This window comes from Oerskovia sp. NPDC056781 (assembly GCF_042789955.1).
Lineage (GTDB): Bacteria > Actinomycetota > Actinomycetes > Actinomycetales > Cellulomonadaceae > Oerskovia > Oerskovia rustica.
The window spans coordinates 1-17,197 of the sequence record NZ_JBHUAD010000071.1 but is presented as its reverse complement, the minus strand read 5'-3'; the positions used below and the strand labels follow the sequence as shown (position 1 = coordinate 17,197).

At 72.4% G+C, this 17,197-nt stretch carries 17 protein-coding genes and 1 other RNA gene; 7 read left to right on the top strand and 11 right to left on the bottom strand.

The window, feature by feature from the left end; translation table 11 throughout:
* The coding region (locus tag ACFRCR_RS08625) for a bifunctional [glutamine synthetase] adenylyltransferase/[glutamine synthetase]-adenylyl-L-tyrosine phosphorylase (RefSeq protein WP_377676779.1) at nt 1–2,126 on the bottom strand (2,126 nt) is incomplete at its 3' end.
* 40 nt (nt 2,127–2,166) lie between these two features.
* A complete protein-coding gene (locus ACFRCR_RS08620) occupies nt 2,167–3,504 on the bottom strand; it encodes a glutamine synthetase family protein (RefSeq protein ID WP_138824170.1) in 1,338 nt (445 codons plus the stop codon).
* 141 nt (nt 3,505–3,645) lie between these two features.
* Here ACFRCR_RS08620 and ACFRCR_RS08615 point away from each other — a divergent pair, with 141 nt between their 5' ends.
* On the top strand, nt 3,646–5,391 hold the full coding sequence (locus ACFRCR_RS08615; protein ID WP_377676777.1) for an NAD+ synthase: 1,746 nt from the start codon (nt 3,646–3,648) through the stop codon (nt 5,389–5,391).
* A gap of 102 nt (nt 5,392–5,493) precedes the next feature.
* Complete coding sequence (panB, locus tag ACFRCR_RS08610) at nt 5,494–6,336, top strand: 3-methyl-2-oxobutanoate hydroxymethyltransferase (protein WP_138824168.1); 843 nt, start codon at nt 5,494–5,496, stop codon at nt 6,334–6,336.
* Nucleotides 6,337–6,424: 88 nt separating this feature from the next.
* On the opposite strand, the gene ACFRCR_RS08605 is transcribed toward panB, so the two are convergent.
* On the bottom strand, nt 6,425–7,345 hold the full coding sequence (locus tag ACFRCR_RS08605; RefSeq protein WP_377676774.1) for an N-acetylmuramoyl-L-alanine amidase: 921 nt from the start codon (nt 7,343–7,345) through the stop codon (nt 6,425–6,427).
* Nucleotides 7,342–7,563 carry an SPOR domain-containing protein gene (locus ACFRCR_RS08600; protein WP_377676772.1) on the bottom strand — a complete coding sequence of 74 codons (222 nt, stop codon included), beginning with the start codon at nt 7,561–7,563 and terminating at the stop codon, nt 7,342–7,344. The genes ACFRCR_RS08605 and ACFRCR_RS08600 overlap by 4 nt, the downstream gene beginning before the upstream one ends.
* Before the next feature lie 99 nt (nt 7,564–7,662).
* On the opposite strand from ACFRCR_RS08600, the gene map reads away from it, so the two are divergent.
* Both map and ppgK read left to right on the top strand, forming a co-directional pair.
* On the top strand, nt 7,663–8,544 hold the full coding sequence (map, locus tag ACFRCR_RS08595) for a type I methionyl aminopeptidase (protein ID WP_377676770.1): 882 nt from the start codon (nt 7,663–7,665) through the stop codon (nt 8,542–8,544).
* Nucleotides 8,541–9,320 (top strand): polyphosphate--glucose phosphotransferase, encoded by a 780-nt coding sequence (gene ppgK / locus ACFRCR_RS08590; protein ID WP_377676769.1) that lies wholly within the window; start codon nt 8,541–8,543, stop codon nt 9,318–9,320. The genes map and ppgK overlap by 4 nt, the downstream gene beginning before the upstream one ends.
* 69 nt (nt 9,321–9,389) lie before the next feature.
* On the opposite strand, the gene ACFRCR_RS08585 is transcribed toward ppgK, so the two are convergent.
* Nucleotides 9,390–9,767, bottom strand: a complete 378-nt coding sequence (locus ACFRCR_RS08585) for an STAS domain-containing protein (RefSeq protein WP_377676767.1) — start codon at nt 9,765–9,767, stop codon at nt 9,390–9,392.
* A gap of 271 nt (nt 9,768–10,038) precedes the next feature.
* Between ACFRCR_RS08585 and ACFRCR_RS08580 the strand changes: the two genes are divergently transcribed.
* Nucleotides 10,039–10,308, top strand: a complete 270-nt coding sequence (locus ACFRCR_RS08580) for a Rho termination factor N-terminal domain-containing protein (RefSeq protein ID WP_336706232.1) — start codon at nt 10,039–10,041, stop codon at nt 10,306–10,308.
* Nucleotides 10,309–10,319: 11 nt separating this feature from the next.
* On the top strand, nt 10,320–10,874 hold the full coding sequence (locus ACFRCR_RS08575; RefSeq protein ID WP_377676765.1) for a DUF6328 family protein: 555 nt from the start codon (nt 10,320–10,322) through the stop codon (nt 10,872–10,874).
* 13 nt (nt 10,875–10,887) lie between these two features.
* On the opposite strand, the gene ACFRCR_RS08570 is transcribed toward ACFRCR_RS08575, so the two are convergent.
* The 3 genes from ACFRCR_RS08570 to ACFRCR_RS08560 all read right to left on the bottom strand — a co-directional run bounded on the left by ACFRCR_RS08570 (nt 10,888) and on the right by ACFRCR_RS08560 (nt 12,208).
* Nucleotides 10,888–11,349, bottom strand: a complete 462-nt coding sequence (locus ACFRCR_RS08570) for a DUF1579 family protein (protein WP_377676763.1) — start codon at nt 11,347–11,349, stop codon at nt 10,888–10,890.
* Between the two features lie 56 nt (nt 11,350–11,405).
* Nucleotides 11,406–11,807, bottom strand: an RNA gene (gene rnpB, locus ACFRCR_RS08565) — RNase P RNA component class A.
* 14 nt (nt 11,808–11,821) lie between these two features.
* Nucleotides 11,822–12,208: a tautomerase family protein gene (locus ACFRCR_RS08560; protein ID WP_377676761.1), complete on the bottom strand. Its 387-nt coding sequence runs from the start codon at nt 12,206–12,208 to the stop codon at nt 11,822–11,824.
* Nucleotides 12,209–12,308: 100 nt separating this feature from the next.
* Here ACFRCR_RS08560 and ACFRCR_RS08555 point away from each other — a divergent pair, with 100 nt between their 5' ends.
* Nucleotides 12,309–13,082 carry a YaaA family protein gene (locus ACFRCR_RS08555; protein WP_377676759.1) on the top strand — a complete coding sequence of 258 codons (774 nt, stop codon included), beginning with the start codon at nt 12,309–12,311 and terminating at the stop codon, nt 13,080–13,082.
* 106 nt (nt 13,083–13,188) lie between these two features.
* Here the strand turns inward: ACFRCR_RS08555 and ACFRCR_RS08550 are convergent, their stop codons facing one another.
* The 3 genes from ACFRCR_RS08550 to ACFRCR_RS08540 form a co-directional block, all read right to left on the bottom strand.
* Complete coding sequence (locus tag ACFRCR_RS08550; protein ID WP_377676757.1) at nt 13,189–14,472, bottom strand: bifunctional RNase H/acid phosphatase; 1,284 nt, start codon at nt 14,470–14,472, stop codon at nt 13,189–13,191.
* Between the two features lie 442 nt (nt 14,473–14,914).
* The gene (locus tag ACFRCR_RS08545; RefSeq protein ID WP_377676755.1) at nt 14,915–15,814 is read right to left on the bottom strand and encodes a hypothetical protein; all 900 of its coding nucleotides are present in this window, start codon (nt 15,812–15,814) and stop codon (nt 14,915–14,917) included.
* Nucleotides 15,811–16,503, bottom strand: coding sequence for a DUF6318 family protein (locus tag ACFRCR_RS08540; protein ID WP_377676753.1), 693 nt, complete (start codon nt 16,501–16,503; stop codon nt 15,811–15,813). The genes ACFRCR_RS08545 and ACFRCR_RS08540 overlap by 4 nt, the downstream gene beginning before the upstream one ends.
* Between the last annotated feature and the right edge of the window lie 694 nt (nt 16,504–17,197).

Here is a 17,197-nt window from a genome sequence, read left to right as displayed (position 1 = left end):
GTCGCGGCCGGGGCCGCGACGTCGGCGCGCGTGAGGATCGCGTCGGCCTCCTTCGCGAGGCGCTCGGCCCCGCGCGGGACGAGGTCGGCGTCGTCGGCGAGCCAGGCCACGGACTCGGGCGAGCGCGACAGCGCGTCGGCCATGTACCGCGAGCTCGAGAGAAGCGTCGCGAGCCGGTACGCGGCCGAGCCCGAGTCCCGCAGCAGCTTGAGGTACCAGTGCGTCGAGCCGAGCTCCTCGGACAGCTTGCGGAAGTTGAGCAGCCCCGCGTCGGGGTCCGCCCCCTCGGCGAACCAGCCGAGCATGACCGGCAGGAGCTGGCGCTGGATCGCGGCGCGGCGGCTCACGCCCTCGGTCAGGGCGAGCACGTGCCGCATCGCGCCCGCCGGGTCCCGGTAGCCGATCGCCTGGAAGCGCGCCTTGGCCGCCTCCGGCGCGAGGCTCGCCTCCTCGGCCGAGAGCTGGGCCGTTGCCGGGAGCAGGGGCCGGTAGAACAGCTCCTCGTGCAGCGCGCGCACCTCCCGGCGCGTCGAGCGCCACCGGCCGAGCAGACCCTCTGCGCCCTCGGCGCGCATGCCCAACGACCGTGCCAGACGACGCAGGTCGTCCTCGCCCGTCGGCACCAGGTGCGTGCGGCGCAGCCGGAAGAGCTGGATGCGGTGCTCGAGCGAGCGCAGGAAGCGGTAGCAGACCGCGAGGCGCGCCGCGTGCTCGCGCCCGACGTAGCCGCCCGCCGCCAGGGCCGCGAGCGCCGTGAGGGTGCTGGGGCTGCGGATCGAGTCGTCGGCCCGCCCGTGCACGAGCTGCAGGAGCTGGACCGTGAACTCGACGTCGCGCAGGCCACCCTTGCCGAGCTTGAGCTGGCGGTCCGCCTCTGCGGCGGGCACGTGGTCCTCGACGCGGCGGCGCATCGCCTGGGAGTCCTCGACGAAGTTCTCACGCGTCACGGCCGACCACACGAACGGGTTGATCGCATCGTGGTAAGCCGCCCCGAGCCCGCGGTCGCCCGCGACCAGGCGCGCCTTGAGCAGCGCCTGGAACTCCCACGTCTTGGCCCAGCGCTCGTAGTACGCGAGGTGGCTCGCGAGCGTGCGCACGAGCGGGCCGTTCTTGCCCTCGGGGCGCAGCGCCGCGTCGACGGGCCACAGCGGCGGCTCCGACGAGGTCCCCTGGCAGGCGCGTGCGAGCCCCGTCGCGAGCTTCGCGCCGACGCTCGTCGCGTAGGCCTCGTCGTACCCCTCGGCCGGCTCGGCCACGTAGATCACGTCGACGTCCGAGACGTAGTTGAGCTCACGGCCGCCGCACTTGCCCATGCCCATGACCGCGAGCCGCACGCCGGCCCCGTGGTCGTCGAGCTCGGAGCGCCCGATCGCGAGCGAGGCCTCGAGCGCGGCGGCCGCGAGGTCCGCGAGCGCCGCCGCCACGGCAGGCATCCGCGTGAGCGGTTCGCGCGACGTGAGGTCGGTCGCGGCGATGCGCAGGAGGCGGGACCGGTAGGCGCGGCGCATGGCGTCGGTCGCGACAGGCGCCGGCAGCGCTGCGACGGGCTGGTGGGCCTCGGGGTCCGCGTCGACCGCGCGCAGCAGCTCGGCCCGGACGGCGCCCGCGTCGACGCCCGTCCCGGACGCCGGGTCGGCGACGACGGCCAGCAGGTCCGGGTGGGACACGAGCTCGTCGCCGAGAGCGACCGACGCGCCGAGCACCGCGAGCAGGCGGTCGCGGCCCGAGGTGACCGGGGCGTCCTTGAGGCTGGAGGTGCCGGGCTCACCGGCGCCCGTGCCCCCGTCCTCGACGGAGGCGGCCTCCGTCGCCGCACGCTCCCCTGTCCCCGACAGCAGGTCGCGGAACGTCCGGCACGACGCCTCGTCCCCGGCCGCTGCGGTCGACAGCCGCGCGAGCTGGAGCAGGGCCAGGTCAGGGTCCGCGGTCGCGCCGAGCGCGACCAGCACGTCCTCGGGCAACGGCCCGAGGACGCCCACGAGGTCCTTGTCGTCGAGCAGCGACGCCGAGCGGGTCACGTCGGCGAACCCGAGTCGGCGCAGGCGCGAGGTCAGGGTGGGGCGGCGCGACCCGTGGGGTGCGCCGACGCGCCCGAGGGGCGTGACGTCGTCGGGCCCCGAGGTCATGACGACCACCGGGACCCGACCGACCGACGGGAGGACTGGCTCACAGGACCTGGAGGAACCGCTTCAGCTCGAACGGCGTGACCTGCGACCGGTAGGCGTCCCACTCCTGGCGCTTGTTGCGCAGCACGAAGTCGAACACGTGCTCGCCCAGGGTCTCGGCGACGAGCTCGGACGTCTCCATGATCTGGATCGCGGCGTCGAGCGACTGCGGCAGCGGCTTGATGCCGAGCGCGCGGCGCTCGGCGTCGGTGAGCTCCCACACGTCGTCCTCGGTCGCCTCGGGCAGCTCGTAGCCCTCCTCGATGCCCTTGAGGCCCGCCGCGAGGATCACCGCGTACGCGAGGTACGGGTTGGTCGCGGAGTCGAGCGCGCGGTACTCGATGCGGCTCGAGTTGCCCTTGCCCGGCTTGTACATGGGCACGCGCACGAGCGCCGAGCGGTTGTTGTGGCCCCAGCACACGTAGCTCGGGGCCTCGGCCCCGCCCCACAGGCGCTTGTACGAGTTGACGTACTGGTTCGTGATCGCGGTGATCTCCGCCGCGTGGACCAGCAGGCCCGCGATGAACGAGCGCGCCGTCTTCGACAGCTCGAACTGCGCGCCGGGCTCGTGGAACGCGTTGCGGTCACCCTCGAACAGGGACAGGTGCGTGTGCATCCCGGAGCCGGGCTGGTCCGCCATGGGCTTGGGCATGAACGACGCGAAGACCCCCTGCTCCAGGGCGACCTCCTTGACGACCGTGCGGAACGTCATGAGGTTGTCGGCCGTCGTCAGGGCGTCGGCGTAGCGCAGGTCGATCTCGTTCTGGCCGGGGCCCGCCTCGTGGTGGGAGAACTCGACCGAGATGCCCATCGACTCGAGCATCGTGATCGCGGCGCGTCGGAAGTCGTGCGTCGATCCCCGGGCCAGGTGGTCGAAGTACCCGCCCTGGTCGACCGGCACGAGCGGCGCCGAGGCGTCGGCCGGGTGGTTGAAGAGGTAGAACTCGACCTCGGGGTGCGTGTAGAACGTGAAGCCCTTGTCGCTCGCCTTCGCGAGCGCGCGCTTGAGCACGTTGCGCGAGTCCGCGAGCGAGGGCTCGCCGTCCGGGGTGAGGATGTCGCAGAACATCCTCGCGGTCCCGTGCCGCTCCCCGCGCCACGGGAGCACCTGGAACGTGGTGGGGTCGGGGCGCGCGATCATGTCGGCCTCGTAGACACGAGTGAGGCCCTCGATCGAGCTGCCGTCGAAGCCGATGCCCTCCGCGAACGCGGACTCGAGCTCCGCGGGAGCCACGGCGACCGACTTGAGCATCCCCAGCACGTCGGTGAACCAGAGACGGATGAAGCGGATGTCGCGCTCCTCGACCGTGCGGAGCACGAACTCCTGCTGCCTGTCCATGGGCTACATCCTGCCTGAAGAGTGTGACGAGCGGGTTACGTCGCGTCCTGACGCGGCCGACGTGTCACCAGCCTGCCACGGCGAGGCACCGGTCGGGGGCGGGTGGGCACCTGACCGGCGGGTTCGCATAGGCTGGCGGGCATGGCAGACCTGCGGATCGCCCTCGCACAGATCGACACGTGCGTGGGAGCGATCGACCAGAACACGGCGGCGATCCTCGAGTGGACCAGGCGGGCGGCCGGCGCGGGCGCCGACCTCGTGGCCTTCCCCGAGATGACCCTCACGGGCTACCCGATCGAGGACCTCGCGCTGCGGGCCTCGTTCCGCCGCGCGGCCTGGGACGCGGCGGCCGACGTCGCCACCCAGCTCGAGCGTGAGGGCCTCGGTCACGTGACGGTCGTCCTGGGCACCGTGGGCACCTCCGAGACCGCGCTCCCGCGCGGTGCGGGCGCCGCCGAGCGTGCTGCGTCGGGGTCGCCCGCCGACCTCCCGACCAACCGTGCGGTCGCGATCCAGCACGGGAAGGTCGTCGCGTCCTACGACAAGCACCACCTGCCGAACTACGGCGTGTTCGACGAGTTCCGCATCTTCGCGCCCGGCACCGAGCCCCTCGTCCTGGAGATCGCGGGCCGCTCGGTGGGCATCGTGATCTGCGAGGACATCTGGCAGGACGGCGGCCCCGTCGCGACGCTCGGCGGCCTCGACGAGGCCGGGCACGGGATCGACCTGCTCCTCGTGCTCAACGGCTCGCCCTACGAGGAGGGCAAGGGGCACGTCCGCACCGACCTCGCCGCGCGAAGGGCGCGCGAGACGGGCGCCCCGGTCGCCTACGTCAACATGGTCGGCGGCCAGGACGACCTGGTGTTCGACGGGGGCTCGTTCGTCGTCGGGCCCGACGGGGCGGTGCTCACCTCGGCGCCGCAGTTCGTCGAAGACCTGCTCGTCTGGGACCTGCCCGAGCGGACCTCCGCTCCGGCGGGAGCCGGGGCGGCGACGACCACCTACCCCACGGGCCGCGTCGCTCCCCCGCTGCACCCCGACGAGGAGGTGTACCGGGCGTGCGTCACGGGCCTGGCCGGCTACGTGCGCAAGAACGGCTTCCGGTCGATCGTCCTGGGGCTGTCGGGCGGGATCGACTCGGCGCTGTCCGCGACGATCGCGGCCGACGCGATCGGCGGGCAGAACGTCGTGGGCGTCTCGATGCCCTCGACGTACTCCTCGGAGCACAGCAAGGACGATGCCGCCGACCTCGCCAAGCGGCTCGGCGCCGACTACCGCGTGCAGCCCATCGCCCCCATGGTCGACGCCTTCCAGGGCGAGCTCGCGCTCGAGGGCGTCGCCGAGGAGAACCTCCAGGCGCGCGTGCGCGGCGTGGTCCTCATGGGGATCTCCAACCGCGAGGGCCACCTCGTCATCGCGCCGGGCAACAAGTCCGAGCTCGCCGTCGGGTACGCGACGATCTACGACGCGGGCAGCATCGGCGGGTACGCCCCGCTCAAGGACGTCGACAAGTCGCGTGTGTGGGCCCTCGCCCGCTGGCGCAACAACGCCGCGCTCGACGCGGGCGACCTCCCCCCGATCCCCGAGTCCTCGATCACCAAGCCGCCCTCGGCCGAGCTGCGCCCCGGCCAGACCGACCAGGACTCCCTGCCGCCCTACGACCTGCTCGACGAGGTCCTCGACGCGTACATCGAGCACGCCGAGGGGCGCGCCGAGCTGCTCGCGCGCGGGTTCGACCCGGAGGTCGTGGACAAGGTCGTGACGCTCGTCGACCGCGCCGAGTGGAAGCGCCGCCAGTACCCCCTCGGCCCCAAGGTCACGTCGCTGGCCTTCGGTCGCGACCGCCGCCTGCCCGTCACGTCCCGCTGGCGCGAGCCGGTCGAGTAGCTCCGACCGGGCCTGCCACGCCCGCCGCACGCCACCCATCCGCTTCCCGAACGACCGGCCCGCCGAGCATCGACGGGCCGCACGACCTGGAGAGACGAGAGCATGTCCGCACACACCCAGCCCGGCCAGACCCCGGCCACGCCCGTCAAGCGCTTCCGCGTCCACCACCTCGCGGAGGCCAAGGCGCGGCACGAGAAGCTGACCATGCTCACCGCGTACGACGCGGTGACCGCCCGCATCTTCGACGAGGCAGGCATCGACATGCTCCTCGTCGGGGACTCGATCGGGAACACGATGCACGGTCACCAGACCACGCTGCCCGTCACGGTCGACGACATGATCCCGGCCGCGCGCGGCGTCGCCCGGGCCGCCCGTCGTGCCCTCGTGATCGTCGACCTGCCGTTCGGGTCGTACGAGGCCGGGCCCGAGCAGGCCCTCGCGACCGGCGTGCGCATCATGAAGGAGACCGGTGCGCACGCGGTCAAGCTCGAGGGCGGGCGCCGCTCGGCCGCGCAGATCCGTGCGCTGACCGACGCGGGCATCCCCGTCGTCGCGCACCTGGGCTTCACGCCACAGTCGGAGAACATCCTGGGCGGGCCGCGTGTGCAGGGCCGCGGGGACGAGGCCGCGGAGATCCTGTGCGAGGACGCCCTCGCGGTCACGGACGCCGGGGCGGTGGCCCTCGTCCTGGAGATGGTCCCGGTCGAGGTCGCCGCGCGCGTCACCGAGATCGTGCGCATCCCGACGATCGGCATCGGCGCCGGCCCTGACTGCGACGGCCAGGTCCTCGTCTGGACCGACCTCGCGGGCATGACCGAGTGGTCGCCGCGCTTCGCCAAGCGCTTCGCCGAGATCGGCGAGGCACTGGGCCGGGCCGCGCAGGACTACGCGGCCGAGGTCAAGGGCGGGACGTTCCCGGACGCCGCGCACAGCTTCGAGAAGTAGCCCCCTCGCCCGACGGCGTCTGGCGCCCGGGTGCCCCGGTGCACCCGGGCGCGTGGCGTCGTCGGGCACAGGTCGTGAGGCGCTCGCCCTACGGGGGCGCGCCCGCGAACCACGCGACGAGTCCCGCGGCGACCGCGTCCGCGTACCGCTGACGCCCCTCGTCGCTCGTCATGACCGCCGCTTCCTCGGCGTTGCGCATCTCCCCCAGCTCGAGCAGCACCGCCGGACGCTCCGCGAGATTGAGCGTCGCGAGGTCTGCACGCCGCGAGACCCCGTCCGGGAAGAGCGGCGAGGGCGCGAAGCCCGCGGCGACCAACGCCTCGACCATGTCACCGGCCAGGGCGTCGCTCTCGGCGGCGTTCGCCTCCCGCGCCGCGGGGTCCTGCTCGACCACGGGCGGCGGGTCCGCGACGATCACGAAGAACCCCCGGACCGACCGGTCCTCCGTACCGTTGGCGTGCACCGACACCAGGACGTCGGCCCCCGCCTCCTGGGCGAACGCACCGCGCACGTCGACGCACGGGCCCACGCCCTCGTCGTCGGGCCGCGTCAGCACGACGCGAGCCCCCGACGCCTCGAGCGAGGCGGCCGTGCGTGCCGCGACGTCCCACGCGAACGCGTGCTCCGGGTAGCCGTCGTCGGTCGACGTCCCCGTCGTGTTGCACGCCTTGGTCCCGCCCCGCCCGTCCGGGACCGGAGCCCCGACCTGGCGCGGGGCGGTCGCGTTCGCGCCGTTGTGCCCCGGGTCGAGCGCGACCGTGAGGCCGGCGAGCGGGGTACCGCCTGGTGCCGTCGACGCGGCCGGTGGTCCCCCGGGCACCGCCTGGGCGGGCGGCGACGACCTGCCGGGCGGACCCGGGGTGAGCGCCGCCGTCGGGCTCGCCGACGAGCCCGACCGGGCGTCGCCGCTGCCGAACGCGAGCCACGACAACCAGCCCACCGTCAGGCCCGCCAGCAGGACCGCGAGGACCGCGACCCACCGCCCGGCCCGCCCGGTGGGAGGAGTCACCGGTCCTGCTCGCGCTCGCGCTCCTCCTCGTCCCACGCCTCGGAGCGGGCACGAGCGAGCTCGAGCGCCTTGGCCGCCGCCTCACGCGTCGGGTACGGCCCCATGCGCGACGACCACGTCGACTGCGGGCCCTTCGACACCTCGCCCGTGCGCGTGTCGAAGTAGTACTGGTCTTCGCTCGCCGGGTCACCGTCGTCGGAGAATCGTTCCTTGGTCATAGGACGATCCTGCCGTACCCACGCGCCCCCGCGCGCGACGGCGGACGCGCGCGGGGCCGATGGACGTCTCGGCGGCGCTCACCTCCGTAGACTGGCGGGATGCCCGGTTCACCCGTCCTGACCGCCCCGCGCGGACCTCTGGTCCCCGGGACGGTCTCACCGCCACGCGCCGTGCCGCGCTCGATCGCGCGGCCCGAGTACGTCGGACGGCCCGGCCCGCAGCCCTTCACGGGCGACGACGTCGTGGCCCCCGAGACGATCGAGCGGATCCGGGTCGCGAGCCGCATCGCCGCCCAGGCCCTCGCCGAGGTGGGGATGCACGTCGCCCCCGGGGTGACCACCGACGAGCTCGACCGGATCGGGCACGAGTTCCTCCTCGACCACGGCGCCTACCCGTCGACGCTCGGCTATCGCGGGTTCCCCAAGTCGTTGTGCACGTCCCTCAACGAGGTCGTGTGCCACGGGATCCCCGACTCGACCGAGATGGTCGAGGGCGACATCGTCAACGTCGACATCACCGCGTACATCGGAGGCGTCCACGGCGACAACAACGCGACCTTCGCGGTCGGCGAGATCAGCGAGGAGGCCGCGCTGCTCGTCCAGCGCACGCGCGAGTCCCTCGACCGCGCCATCAAGGCCGTGCGACCCGGGCGCGAGGTCAACGTCCTGGGCCGCGTCATCGAGAAGTACGCGCACCGCCACGGGTACGGCGTGGTGCGCGAGTACACCGGTCACGGCGTCGGGGAGGCCTTCCACTCGGGCCTCGTCATCCCGCACTACGACGCGGCCCCCGACCACGACACCATCATCGAACCAGGGATGGTCTTCACCATCGAACCCATGCTGACGCTGGGCGGCCCCGAGTGGCAGATGTGGGACGACGGGTGGACCGTAGTCACCGCGGACCGGTCACTGACCGCCCAGTTCGAGCACACCCTGGTCGTCACCGAAGACGGAGCGGAGATCCTGACCCTGCCATGAGCAAGCACTCACACCACCACCACGGCCTCGCGTTCGGGATCGACGTCGGCGGCAGCGGCATCAAGGGCGCGCCGGTCGACCTCTCGACGGGCGAGTTCGCCCAGGAGCGCCACCGCATCCCGACGCCGCAGCCCTCGACGCCCGAGGCCGTCGCCACGGTCATCGCCGAGCTCGTCGACGAGTACGACCTGCCCCACGACGTCCCCATCGGGGTCGCGTTCCCCGGGCCCATCCGCCACGGCGTGATCGGGTTCATCGCGAACCTCGACAAGTCGTGGAAGGGCGTCGACCTGCCCGCGCTCATCAAGAAGGAGACCGGGCGGCACGTCGTCGCCGTCAACGACGCCGACGCCGCCGGGATCGGCGAGGTCCGCTACGGCGCCGCGAAGGACGCGCGCGGCACCGTGCTGCTCGCGACGCTCGGCACGGGCATCGGCAGCGCGCTCGTCGTCGACGGGGTCCTCGTGCCCAACACCGAGCTGGGCCACCTCGAGATCGACGGGTTCGACGCCGAGTCCCGGGCCGCGGAGTCCGCGCGCAGCCGCGAGGACCTCTCCTGGGAGGAATGGGCCGCGCGGCTCCAGCGCTACTTCGACGTCGTCGAGATGCTGTTCTCGCCCGACCTCATCGTGGTCGGCGGCGGCATCTCCAAGCACCACGAGAACTTCCTGCCGCTGCTCGACCTCAAGGCACCGATCATCCCCGCGAAGCTGCGCAACGCGGCCGGGATCGTCGGGGCCGCGGCGCTGGCCGCCGAAGGGGCCGGGCTCACGTAGTCGTCGTCGCGCGCGGGCCGGGCTCGGCCTGGCCCGCAGCGGCGGGTCAGGCCGACCGGTCGTCCGGGCTCAGACCGCGCTGGGATGCCTGTCCTCGACCGGATGCTCGATCTGGTGGTGCGGCAGCGACGGGAAGATGTCGATCACGCCCAGCATCTCCAGGACGTCGGTCACGACGGTCGGCGGGTTGCGCAGGCTCACCTGGAGGCCTTCCTCGCTGCCGATCGTGTAGAACTGCACCAGGAACGCGATCCCGGTCGAGTCCATGAACGTCACCTTCGAGGTGTCGATCACCACGGGGACGTCGCGGTCCAGGGCGTTCGCCAAGGCCGCACTCGCCTCGCTCCGAAGGGCGACGTCGATCTCGCCCCACATGTCCACCACGCTCGTGTCGGGCTGCTCGAAGAGCGTGATCCCGCCTGTCGTCGTTGTCCTGCTCGCACTCATGACGTGAGCCCCCGCTCGTCGCGTTCTCGGCACCCGACGCCCGCAGTGCCGCCAACAGAGCAAGGGTACCCCCAACAGGCGCCCGCATGACAGCATTCTGGGGATTGCTTTACCTGCGGCGGTCATCAGGTGCATTTTAGGGCGAATCCTCCTCGTGCTCGTGGTACTTCGACCGGGTCTGCACCACCTGAGCGCGCTTTCTCGCGCGAGTGGCGCGACGCCGTCGTACGGTCGGACCACCTGCCGAGACACGACCCGAGAGGTGGTCACCATGCCCAGGCGAGACCCCGGCCCGTCCGTCAAGGACAAGGAGCTGTACGAGTCGCTGCGCGACGAGGGGAACTCGAAGGAGAAGTCGGCGCGGATCGCGAACGCGGCCGCGGCGTCGTCCCGGAGCGAGGTCGGGGCCAAGGGCGGCTCGTCGCCGGCCTACGAGGAGTGGAGCGTCGCAGAGCTGCGGCAGCGCGCCCGCGAGGTCGGCATCGAGGGCCGCTCGACCATGCGCAAGGGCGAGCTCATCTCCGCACTGCGGAACCACTGAGCGGGGCACGGGTGGACCACGAGGCCAGGCACGCCGGCTCTCCTCCCGGGTCGCGGGCCGACGAACGGGCGACCGGACGCTCGGGCGACTCGCGGGACTCGCGCGACGAGTCGCAGGACGAGCGGGCCGACCGGAACTGGGCCGAGCTCCTCCAGGAGCTGCGCGTCACGCAGATGGGCGTGCAGATCCTCACCGGCTTCCTGCTGACCCTGCCCTTCCAGCAGCGGTTCGGGGAGCTGGACACCGCGCAGCGCAACGTCTACCTGTGCCTCGTGGTGCTCTCCGTCATCGCGACCGGGCTGCTCGTGGCACCCGTGTCGCTGCACCGCATGCTGTTCCGCAAGCACCTCAAGGCGCGGCTCGTGACGTCGGCTGACCGGTTGGCGCGAGTAGGGCTCGTGGTCCTCGCCCTCGTCGTCACGGGCACGGTGCTGCTGATCTTCGACGTCGTCGTCGGGTGGACGGCCGCGGTGATCGCGGCGGTCGGCGCGCTCGTGCTGTTCACGCTGCTGTGGGTCGCGTTGCCGCTCGGGCTGATGCGGCGGGCGCGGGCGGGCGGCGAGTAGTCGGTCGCGGCGTTCAGAGCCGGTGGTCGTAGACCGCCTCGACCGCCTCGTACGCGGCCTCGCCCGGCACCAGGTTGAGCATGGTCATGCGCCCGCCGCCGCCCTCGACCGGTGCGACGAAGATCTGCCAGCCCCAGTCGGGGCCCTCCGGTGCCGCGTAGCTCCCCGTGAGCCGCACGACGCCGTCGTCGCCCACCGTCCCGTCGAAGAGCATCCACGCGGGTGACGAGTGCCACGAGTCGAGCCACACCGCCGACACCCCCTCCTCGCCCGATCCGCCGCTCAGGAGGAGGAGCCCCTCCTGAGGCGCGTCGCCGTCGGACCACGTGTAGGCGAGCGAGACGTACTCGCGCGCCGTGACCGTGACCGACGCGGTCGCGGCCGACGCGACGAACTCGTCGGTCGGGAGAAGGCGCTGCCGGTGGACGCCCTGCCACTGCCCCACGAGGGGAGCCAAGCACTCGACGATCCTCATCCCGCCAGCCTACGCAGGGGGCGGGGAGGGCGACAGGGGTGCCCGAAGGGTGAGGGCGGATGAGTCGGTCGGTACGCCGGGTTCTGTCCCCGCGCGCGGTTGCCCCCGCGCGGGTGACGGCCATCCATCTACGACGTACGTTGCCGCACGCCTCCAGCGGTCTACCCGACTGTGCTTCTCACCAGAGAATCGGGCGGGCCGCCCTCCAACACAGTCTGTCTGACCTTGCTCCAGGTGGGGTTTACCTAGCCGGACCAGTCACCTGGCCCGCTGGTGGTCTCTTACACCACCGTTTCACCCTTACCGCCCACGACCGGAGTCGTGGGAGGCGGTCTGTTCTCTGTGGCACTGTCCCGCGGGTCACCCCGGGTGGGCGTTACCCACCACCTTGCCCTGTGGAGCCCGGACGTTCCTCGGCGACGCCACGAGGGCGCCGACGCGGCCGTCTGACCGACTCATCCGCTCCCGCAGCCTACACGTCCACGCGGTAGCCCAGCGCGAGCTCGTCGCCGCTCCTGCCGCGGATGCCCCAGCTCTCGGGCGGGCTCTCCAGGATGACGACCTCGAGGTCGTCCGCCGCCAGCCCCAGGAAAGGTGCGACGTCGTCGAACATCGCGGCGATGAGCGCCCGCTTGGCCTCGCGCGATCGGCCCGTGAAGCACACGACCTCGATCACGAGGTACGCGTCGCTGCGCTGCGGCGCGACCAGGTCGCCGTCCTCCATGAGGAGGAAGCGGTGGAACCGCTTGCCCTCGGGCAGCCCCCAGGCGCCGACGACCGCCCGATGGATCGCGTCGGAGATGTCCTCGCGCTTCATCTCCCAGACCGTGCGGGTGCCGTAGATCTTGACCTGGACCATGCGGCACAACCTAGTGCCGCGGCTCGGGGCGCGCCACGGGTGACCATCGCCACGCGGGAGACGGGCCGGACGGCCGCCGCGCCCGCCCTAGAGTGGCGGTGTGCTTCTGCTCCTGCCGCCCTCCGAGGGAAAGTCCGTGCCCGACGACGGCGCTCCCCTCGACCTCGCGTCCCTCAGCTCGCCGTCGCTCACCCAGCACCGCAAGGCCGTGCTCAACGCGCTCGTCGCCGCGAGCAGGCGACGTGACGCGCTCGACGTCCTGGGGGTCGGCAGCGGGCTCGCCGACGAGGTGGCGCGCAACGTGTCGCTGGCCACGGCACCGACCGCTCCCGCCGCGGAGGTCTACAGCGGGGTGCTGTACGCCGCCGCCGGCCTGGCCGACCTGCCGCCGGCCGCGGCGGCCCGAGCCGAGGACTCGGTACGGATCGTGTCGGCGCTGTGGGGCGCGCTCTCCCCCACCGACGCCGTCCCCGCCTACCGGCTGTCGATGGGCACCAAGCTCCCGCCGCTCGGGGCGCTCGCCCCGTCGTGGCGACCGCACCTTGCCGCGGCCCTGGACGTACGGGCGACCGGTGACGTCGTGATCGACTGCCGCTCGGCGCCCTACGCGGCCGCGTGGAAGGTGCCCGCCGGGGCCGAGCACGTCGCGGTGCGCGTGCTGCGCGAGCTCGACGGCAGACGCAGCGTGGTCTCCCACAACGCCAAGCACACGCGCGGCGTCCTCACCGGACACCTCCTGGCACGCGCCGAGCCGGTGCACACGGCCGAGGAGCTGCTCAAGGCCGCGTACGAGCTGGTCGGGACCGCGCTGCTCGACGCGACGCTGCTGCCCGGGGCGCGCGGTGCGTCGACGCTGGAGCTCGTCGTCTCCTGACGCTCCCTCGAAGCCCGGCGGTCGAGAACGAGATGGAGGTCGTCTGGGACCTCCTGGCGACCACAAGGTCGTTCTCGGCACGTGGGGGCACCGGTGAGCGGCGGGCTCAGGGCTCGCTCGGGCACCCGACGACGGTCAGCTCGGTCGCCCCGTCGGCCCACAGCCGCACGATGCTCACCGACCCCGGCGGCACGCGAAAGCCCGCCCAGCGCGAGGGCGGCGCCTCGATCGCTCGCCCGACGGCGGCACGCACCTGCACAGCATGACCCACCACGACGACGGTCCGGCCGGTGCCCTGCGCGAGAAGGTCCTGCAGCCCGGCCCAGACCCGGTCGCCGACGTCGGCCATCGACTCCCCGCCCGGGGCGGCCTCGGTGCCCGAGACCAGCCACTGCTCGGGATGCCCGACCCAGCGCTCGCCGATCTGGTCGGCCGTCAGCCCCTCCCACTCCCCGAAGTGGACCTCGGCGAAGCGCTCGTCGGTGCCGACGTGCAGGCCCAGGCGGCGGCTCACCGCCCGCGCGGTCTCCTGCGCACGGACCATGGGCGACGCGACGATCTCGGTCGGCTTCGGCACGTCGGTCCAGCGGTCCCGGCCGATGCGATAGACCAGGTCGGCCGCCTGGGCAGCCTGCACCCGGCCCCGGGCGGTGAGCGACGGGCCGGGAACCGAGGAGCCCGAGTAGGCACCGGCGACCGTGAGCGGCGTCTGGCCGTGCCGGACCAGGACGACGGTCAACGGCTCGGCGCCGTCGAACCGGGCACGGGCACCCGAGGGGCGGGTGGGTGTGTCGAACGCGACGGCACTCGGGGCCGGAGCAGGGCGGCCTTCGGCGGGGCTGTCGGGGCTGTCGGACCTGCCGGCGCTGTTGGCGCCGCGGAGGCCCGTGGCGGTGTCACCCGGGGCGGCGTCACCCGGGGCACCGCCGACGGCTGTTCTCTCCTCGTCGCTGCGTGGCTCCGGGAAGTCTCGGGCGATCTCCCCGCCCGTGTCCATCGCCTCGTTGGCAAGCGCGTCGGCCGCGGAGTTGTCGGCACGAGGCACCCACTCGTAGGTGACCTGTGACGGCGGCAGCACCTGCGCCGCCTCGGCCGCGAGCCGGCGCATGTCCTCGTGCTTGATCTTCCAGCGCCCCGACATCTGCTCGACGACGAGCTTGGAGTCCATGCGGACGAGCACCCGCGCCTCGGGGTCGATCGACCGCGCGGCGTCGAGCCCCGCGACGAGCCCCGAGTACTCGGCGACGTTGTTCGACACGACGCCGAGGTATCGAGCGCGTTCGGCCAACACCGTCCCCGTCGCGGCGTCGCGCACGAGTGCGCCGTAACCCGCAGGTCCGGGGTTGCCGCGCGATCCGCCGTCGGCCTCGACGATCAACGTCCTACCCATGCCTCGTCCTCCACGTCTGCCGTCGTCCTGTCGATCCGCTCGATGTGCCCGGTCGTCCGGTCTGCCCGGTCGTCCGGTCTGCCCGGTCGTCGGGTCGGCCCGGTCGTCCGGTCTGCCCGGTCGTCGGGTCGGCCCGGTCGTCCGGTCGGCCCGGTCGTCCGGTCGGCCCGGTCGTCCGTCCCGAACGAACGTCGCCGTCCGGATCCCGTTGCGTCACACATCAAGGCCGGGGCCCGCACCGCGCGGTCCGGGCCGGGGCCCGCACCGCGCGGTCGCCTCAGTGTTCCTCGCGCGGGCTGCCGGCGTCGAACCGACGGCGTTCATGGCACTCCCTCCGGCGGCTGGGTCGCTGACCGGCTGGCTGGCTGGTCGCGGGCTGGCACCGAGCTGCTGCTGGTTGTCACTCGTGGGTGTGACCGGGCGACAACGAGCAGCACCTTGTTCAGTCGAGGGGTTCGCTGACGAGGCGGGAGCGGGCTTCGTGGATGGTCAGAGGTGGGGCGGTGGTGGTGGTCGTGGCGGTGCCGGTGATGGAGGTCCAGGTGGCGGTGCCGGTGATCTGGAAGCGCCCGTGCCAGGTCGTGGCCAAGCTGATGGTCGCGACCGCCTCTTCCTCGTACACGTGCGCGACGGTGTGACGCGGATAGGCCTGACCGGGGTCCGAGGTCGTCACCGGCGTCGTGCCGTCGTCGTAGTCCCAGGTGAAGGTGTGAGGAGTGGCCTCGATCGTGACAGGAATGCCCAGCAGCGTGGTCGTGAACGTCTGGGGCGCGGGGCTGGTGTAGGTGATCGTGTCGACGTTGACCAGGGTCCACCCGTCCGGCGGCTGGATCATCACGGGAGACGGGGCGATCGTCAGGCGCTGGAACTCGGCCTCGGCCAGGGGCGCCAGGTCCACGGCGGCCAGGCAGTCGCCAGGACTGGCCGGGTTCTGCAGCTCCCACCGGGACAGGTTGCTGATCGTGCCGTCCGGGTTGTTGACCCAGGTCTGCTTGAAGATCGGGTCCAACGCCACCTGCCCTGCCTCGCACGCCACGACCAACGCCCCCTCCCGCTCCCCTGGCCCACACGCCCCCACCCGCCCCTTGGTCGTGGGGAAGTCCTGCGTGAAACAGATCGACGCGGGCATCCGCCGAAACTCCACCGACGCCGGCGAACCATCCGCATTCCGCGGCCGATGCACCGACCCGTCGGCCGAGACGTCGATTGCCTTGACGTCGATAACGCTTCCCTTCGCTTCACCGGCTATACCGCCGCCCCGCGGAGGCGTTGGATCGGCCTCCGTATAAGCCGCCACACCAGATAACGCGATCATGGCACCGAAGACTAGGGCGTACTTCACGAGGCGCTCGTCTCTCCAACATCCATCAGGCGCCATGCCGTCCCGTCGTGGATGACCACAACTCGCAGGGTGGTCGAAGACTCTGGCTCGGCGCTTACCACATTCCCGTCCTTGGCCAGGATCTGAAGCTCCGCCTGCCGGACAGCAACATCCAGTGGGTAGGCGCCGTAGAGCGTGTCGAACTCATAGGCCTTGGACACCTCGGCCTCAACTCCCCCACCCACGAAGGTCTGGCCAGTGGACCTCAGGTCCGTAGCTGACTTCGCGAGATTCACGCAGAACTCGCATTCCTCCGGGAACGAAAGAGCGTTCCACTCCTCAAGATCGCCGGTCCCCTTGACGTACGGATACAGCTCCAGGAAGTACGTCGCCGCCGCAGCAGCCCCGACCCCATCGGTGCGGTCCATGTCAGCCGGCCGCTCAGGCTTGACCGGGCCCGTCGGCGTCGGGGTCGGAACAGGCGTCGGACTCTGCTCCCCGCTCACCACCGGTGACGGAGACTCGACCACCGGCTCCGTCGGCGCACACCCCACCAACACGCCCACGAGCACCGTGCCCACCACCAGTACCAGCGCACCCCTGCGCCGTCGTGCACTTGTACCAGAGACGGGACCGCTTCCCGGCCGCTCCCCGCCGACGACCCGTGCGGCACACCGCCTGCCCCGCCCGACCAACCCCTGCGAACCCATCCCTGCCCCCTCGGTAGGTACCCGGCACAGGGCCACACCGCCCCCTACCTCCCCAGGAACCTAACGGGTCAAACCACCCCACCGGAACCCCTCGTCCCAGGCTGTGGACAACCACCAACATCACCCGCCCATACCCGACACCCGCATCCCACGGACCAGCACCCAGCACCCAGCACCCAGCACCCAGCACCCAGCACGAGCCGAACATGCGGCTACCGCCGCACGACCATGCGGTTCGCGTCCTGATCCCCCCGAAAACCGACGCTACCCGCATGCTCGGCACCGACACACCACGGGACCCACAACAACCCGGGACCCGGGACCGGACACGCCCACCAGCACGAGCCGATCGCCGAGTGTGCAGTTCGGGTCGTTCATACCCCCGTCCCAACCGCCCGAACTGCACAGTCGACGCCTTGACGACTCGACGGCACCCCGCAGACACCGCACACCACCCATCGACCCACCGCCCGCGCAGCACCAGGACCCCTGGAACGGGAAACCCCGACCACGACCTTCCGCCGCCTCGACCACAACCTTGAGGCCGCCAACCGCCCCGAAACGACCTCAACCTCGTTCTCGGCAGCGACCCCGCCCCGCCCCCCCGCGGGCCCCCCCCCCCCGCCCCCGGGCCCCCCCCCCGGATGCCCCCGCCCCGGCCCGGGCCCCGCGACAGGGGGGAACGTCCATGGGC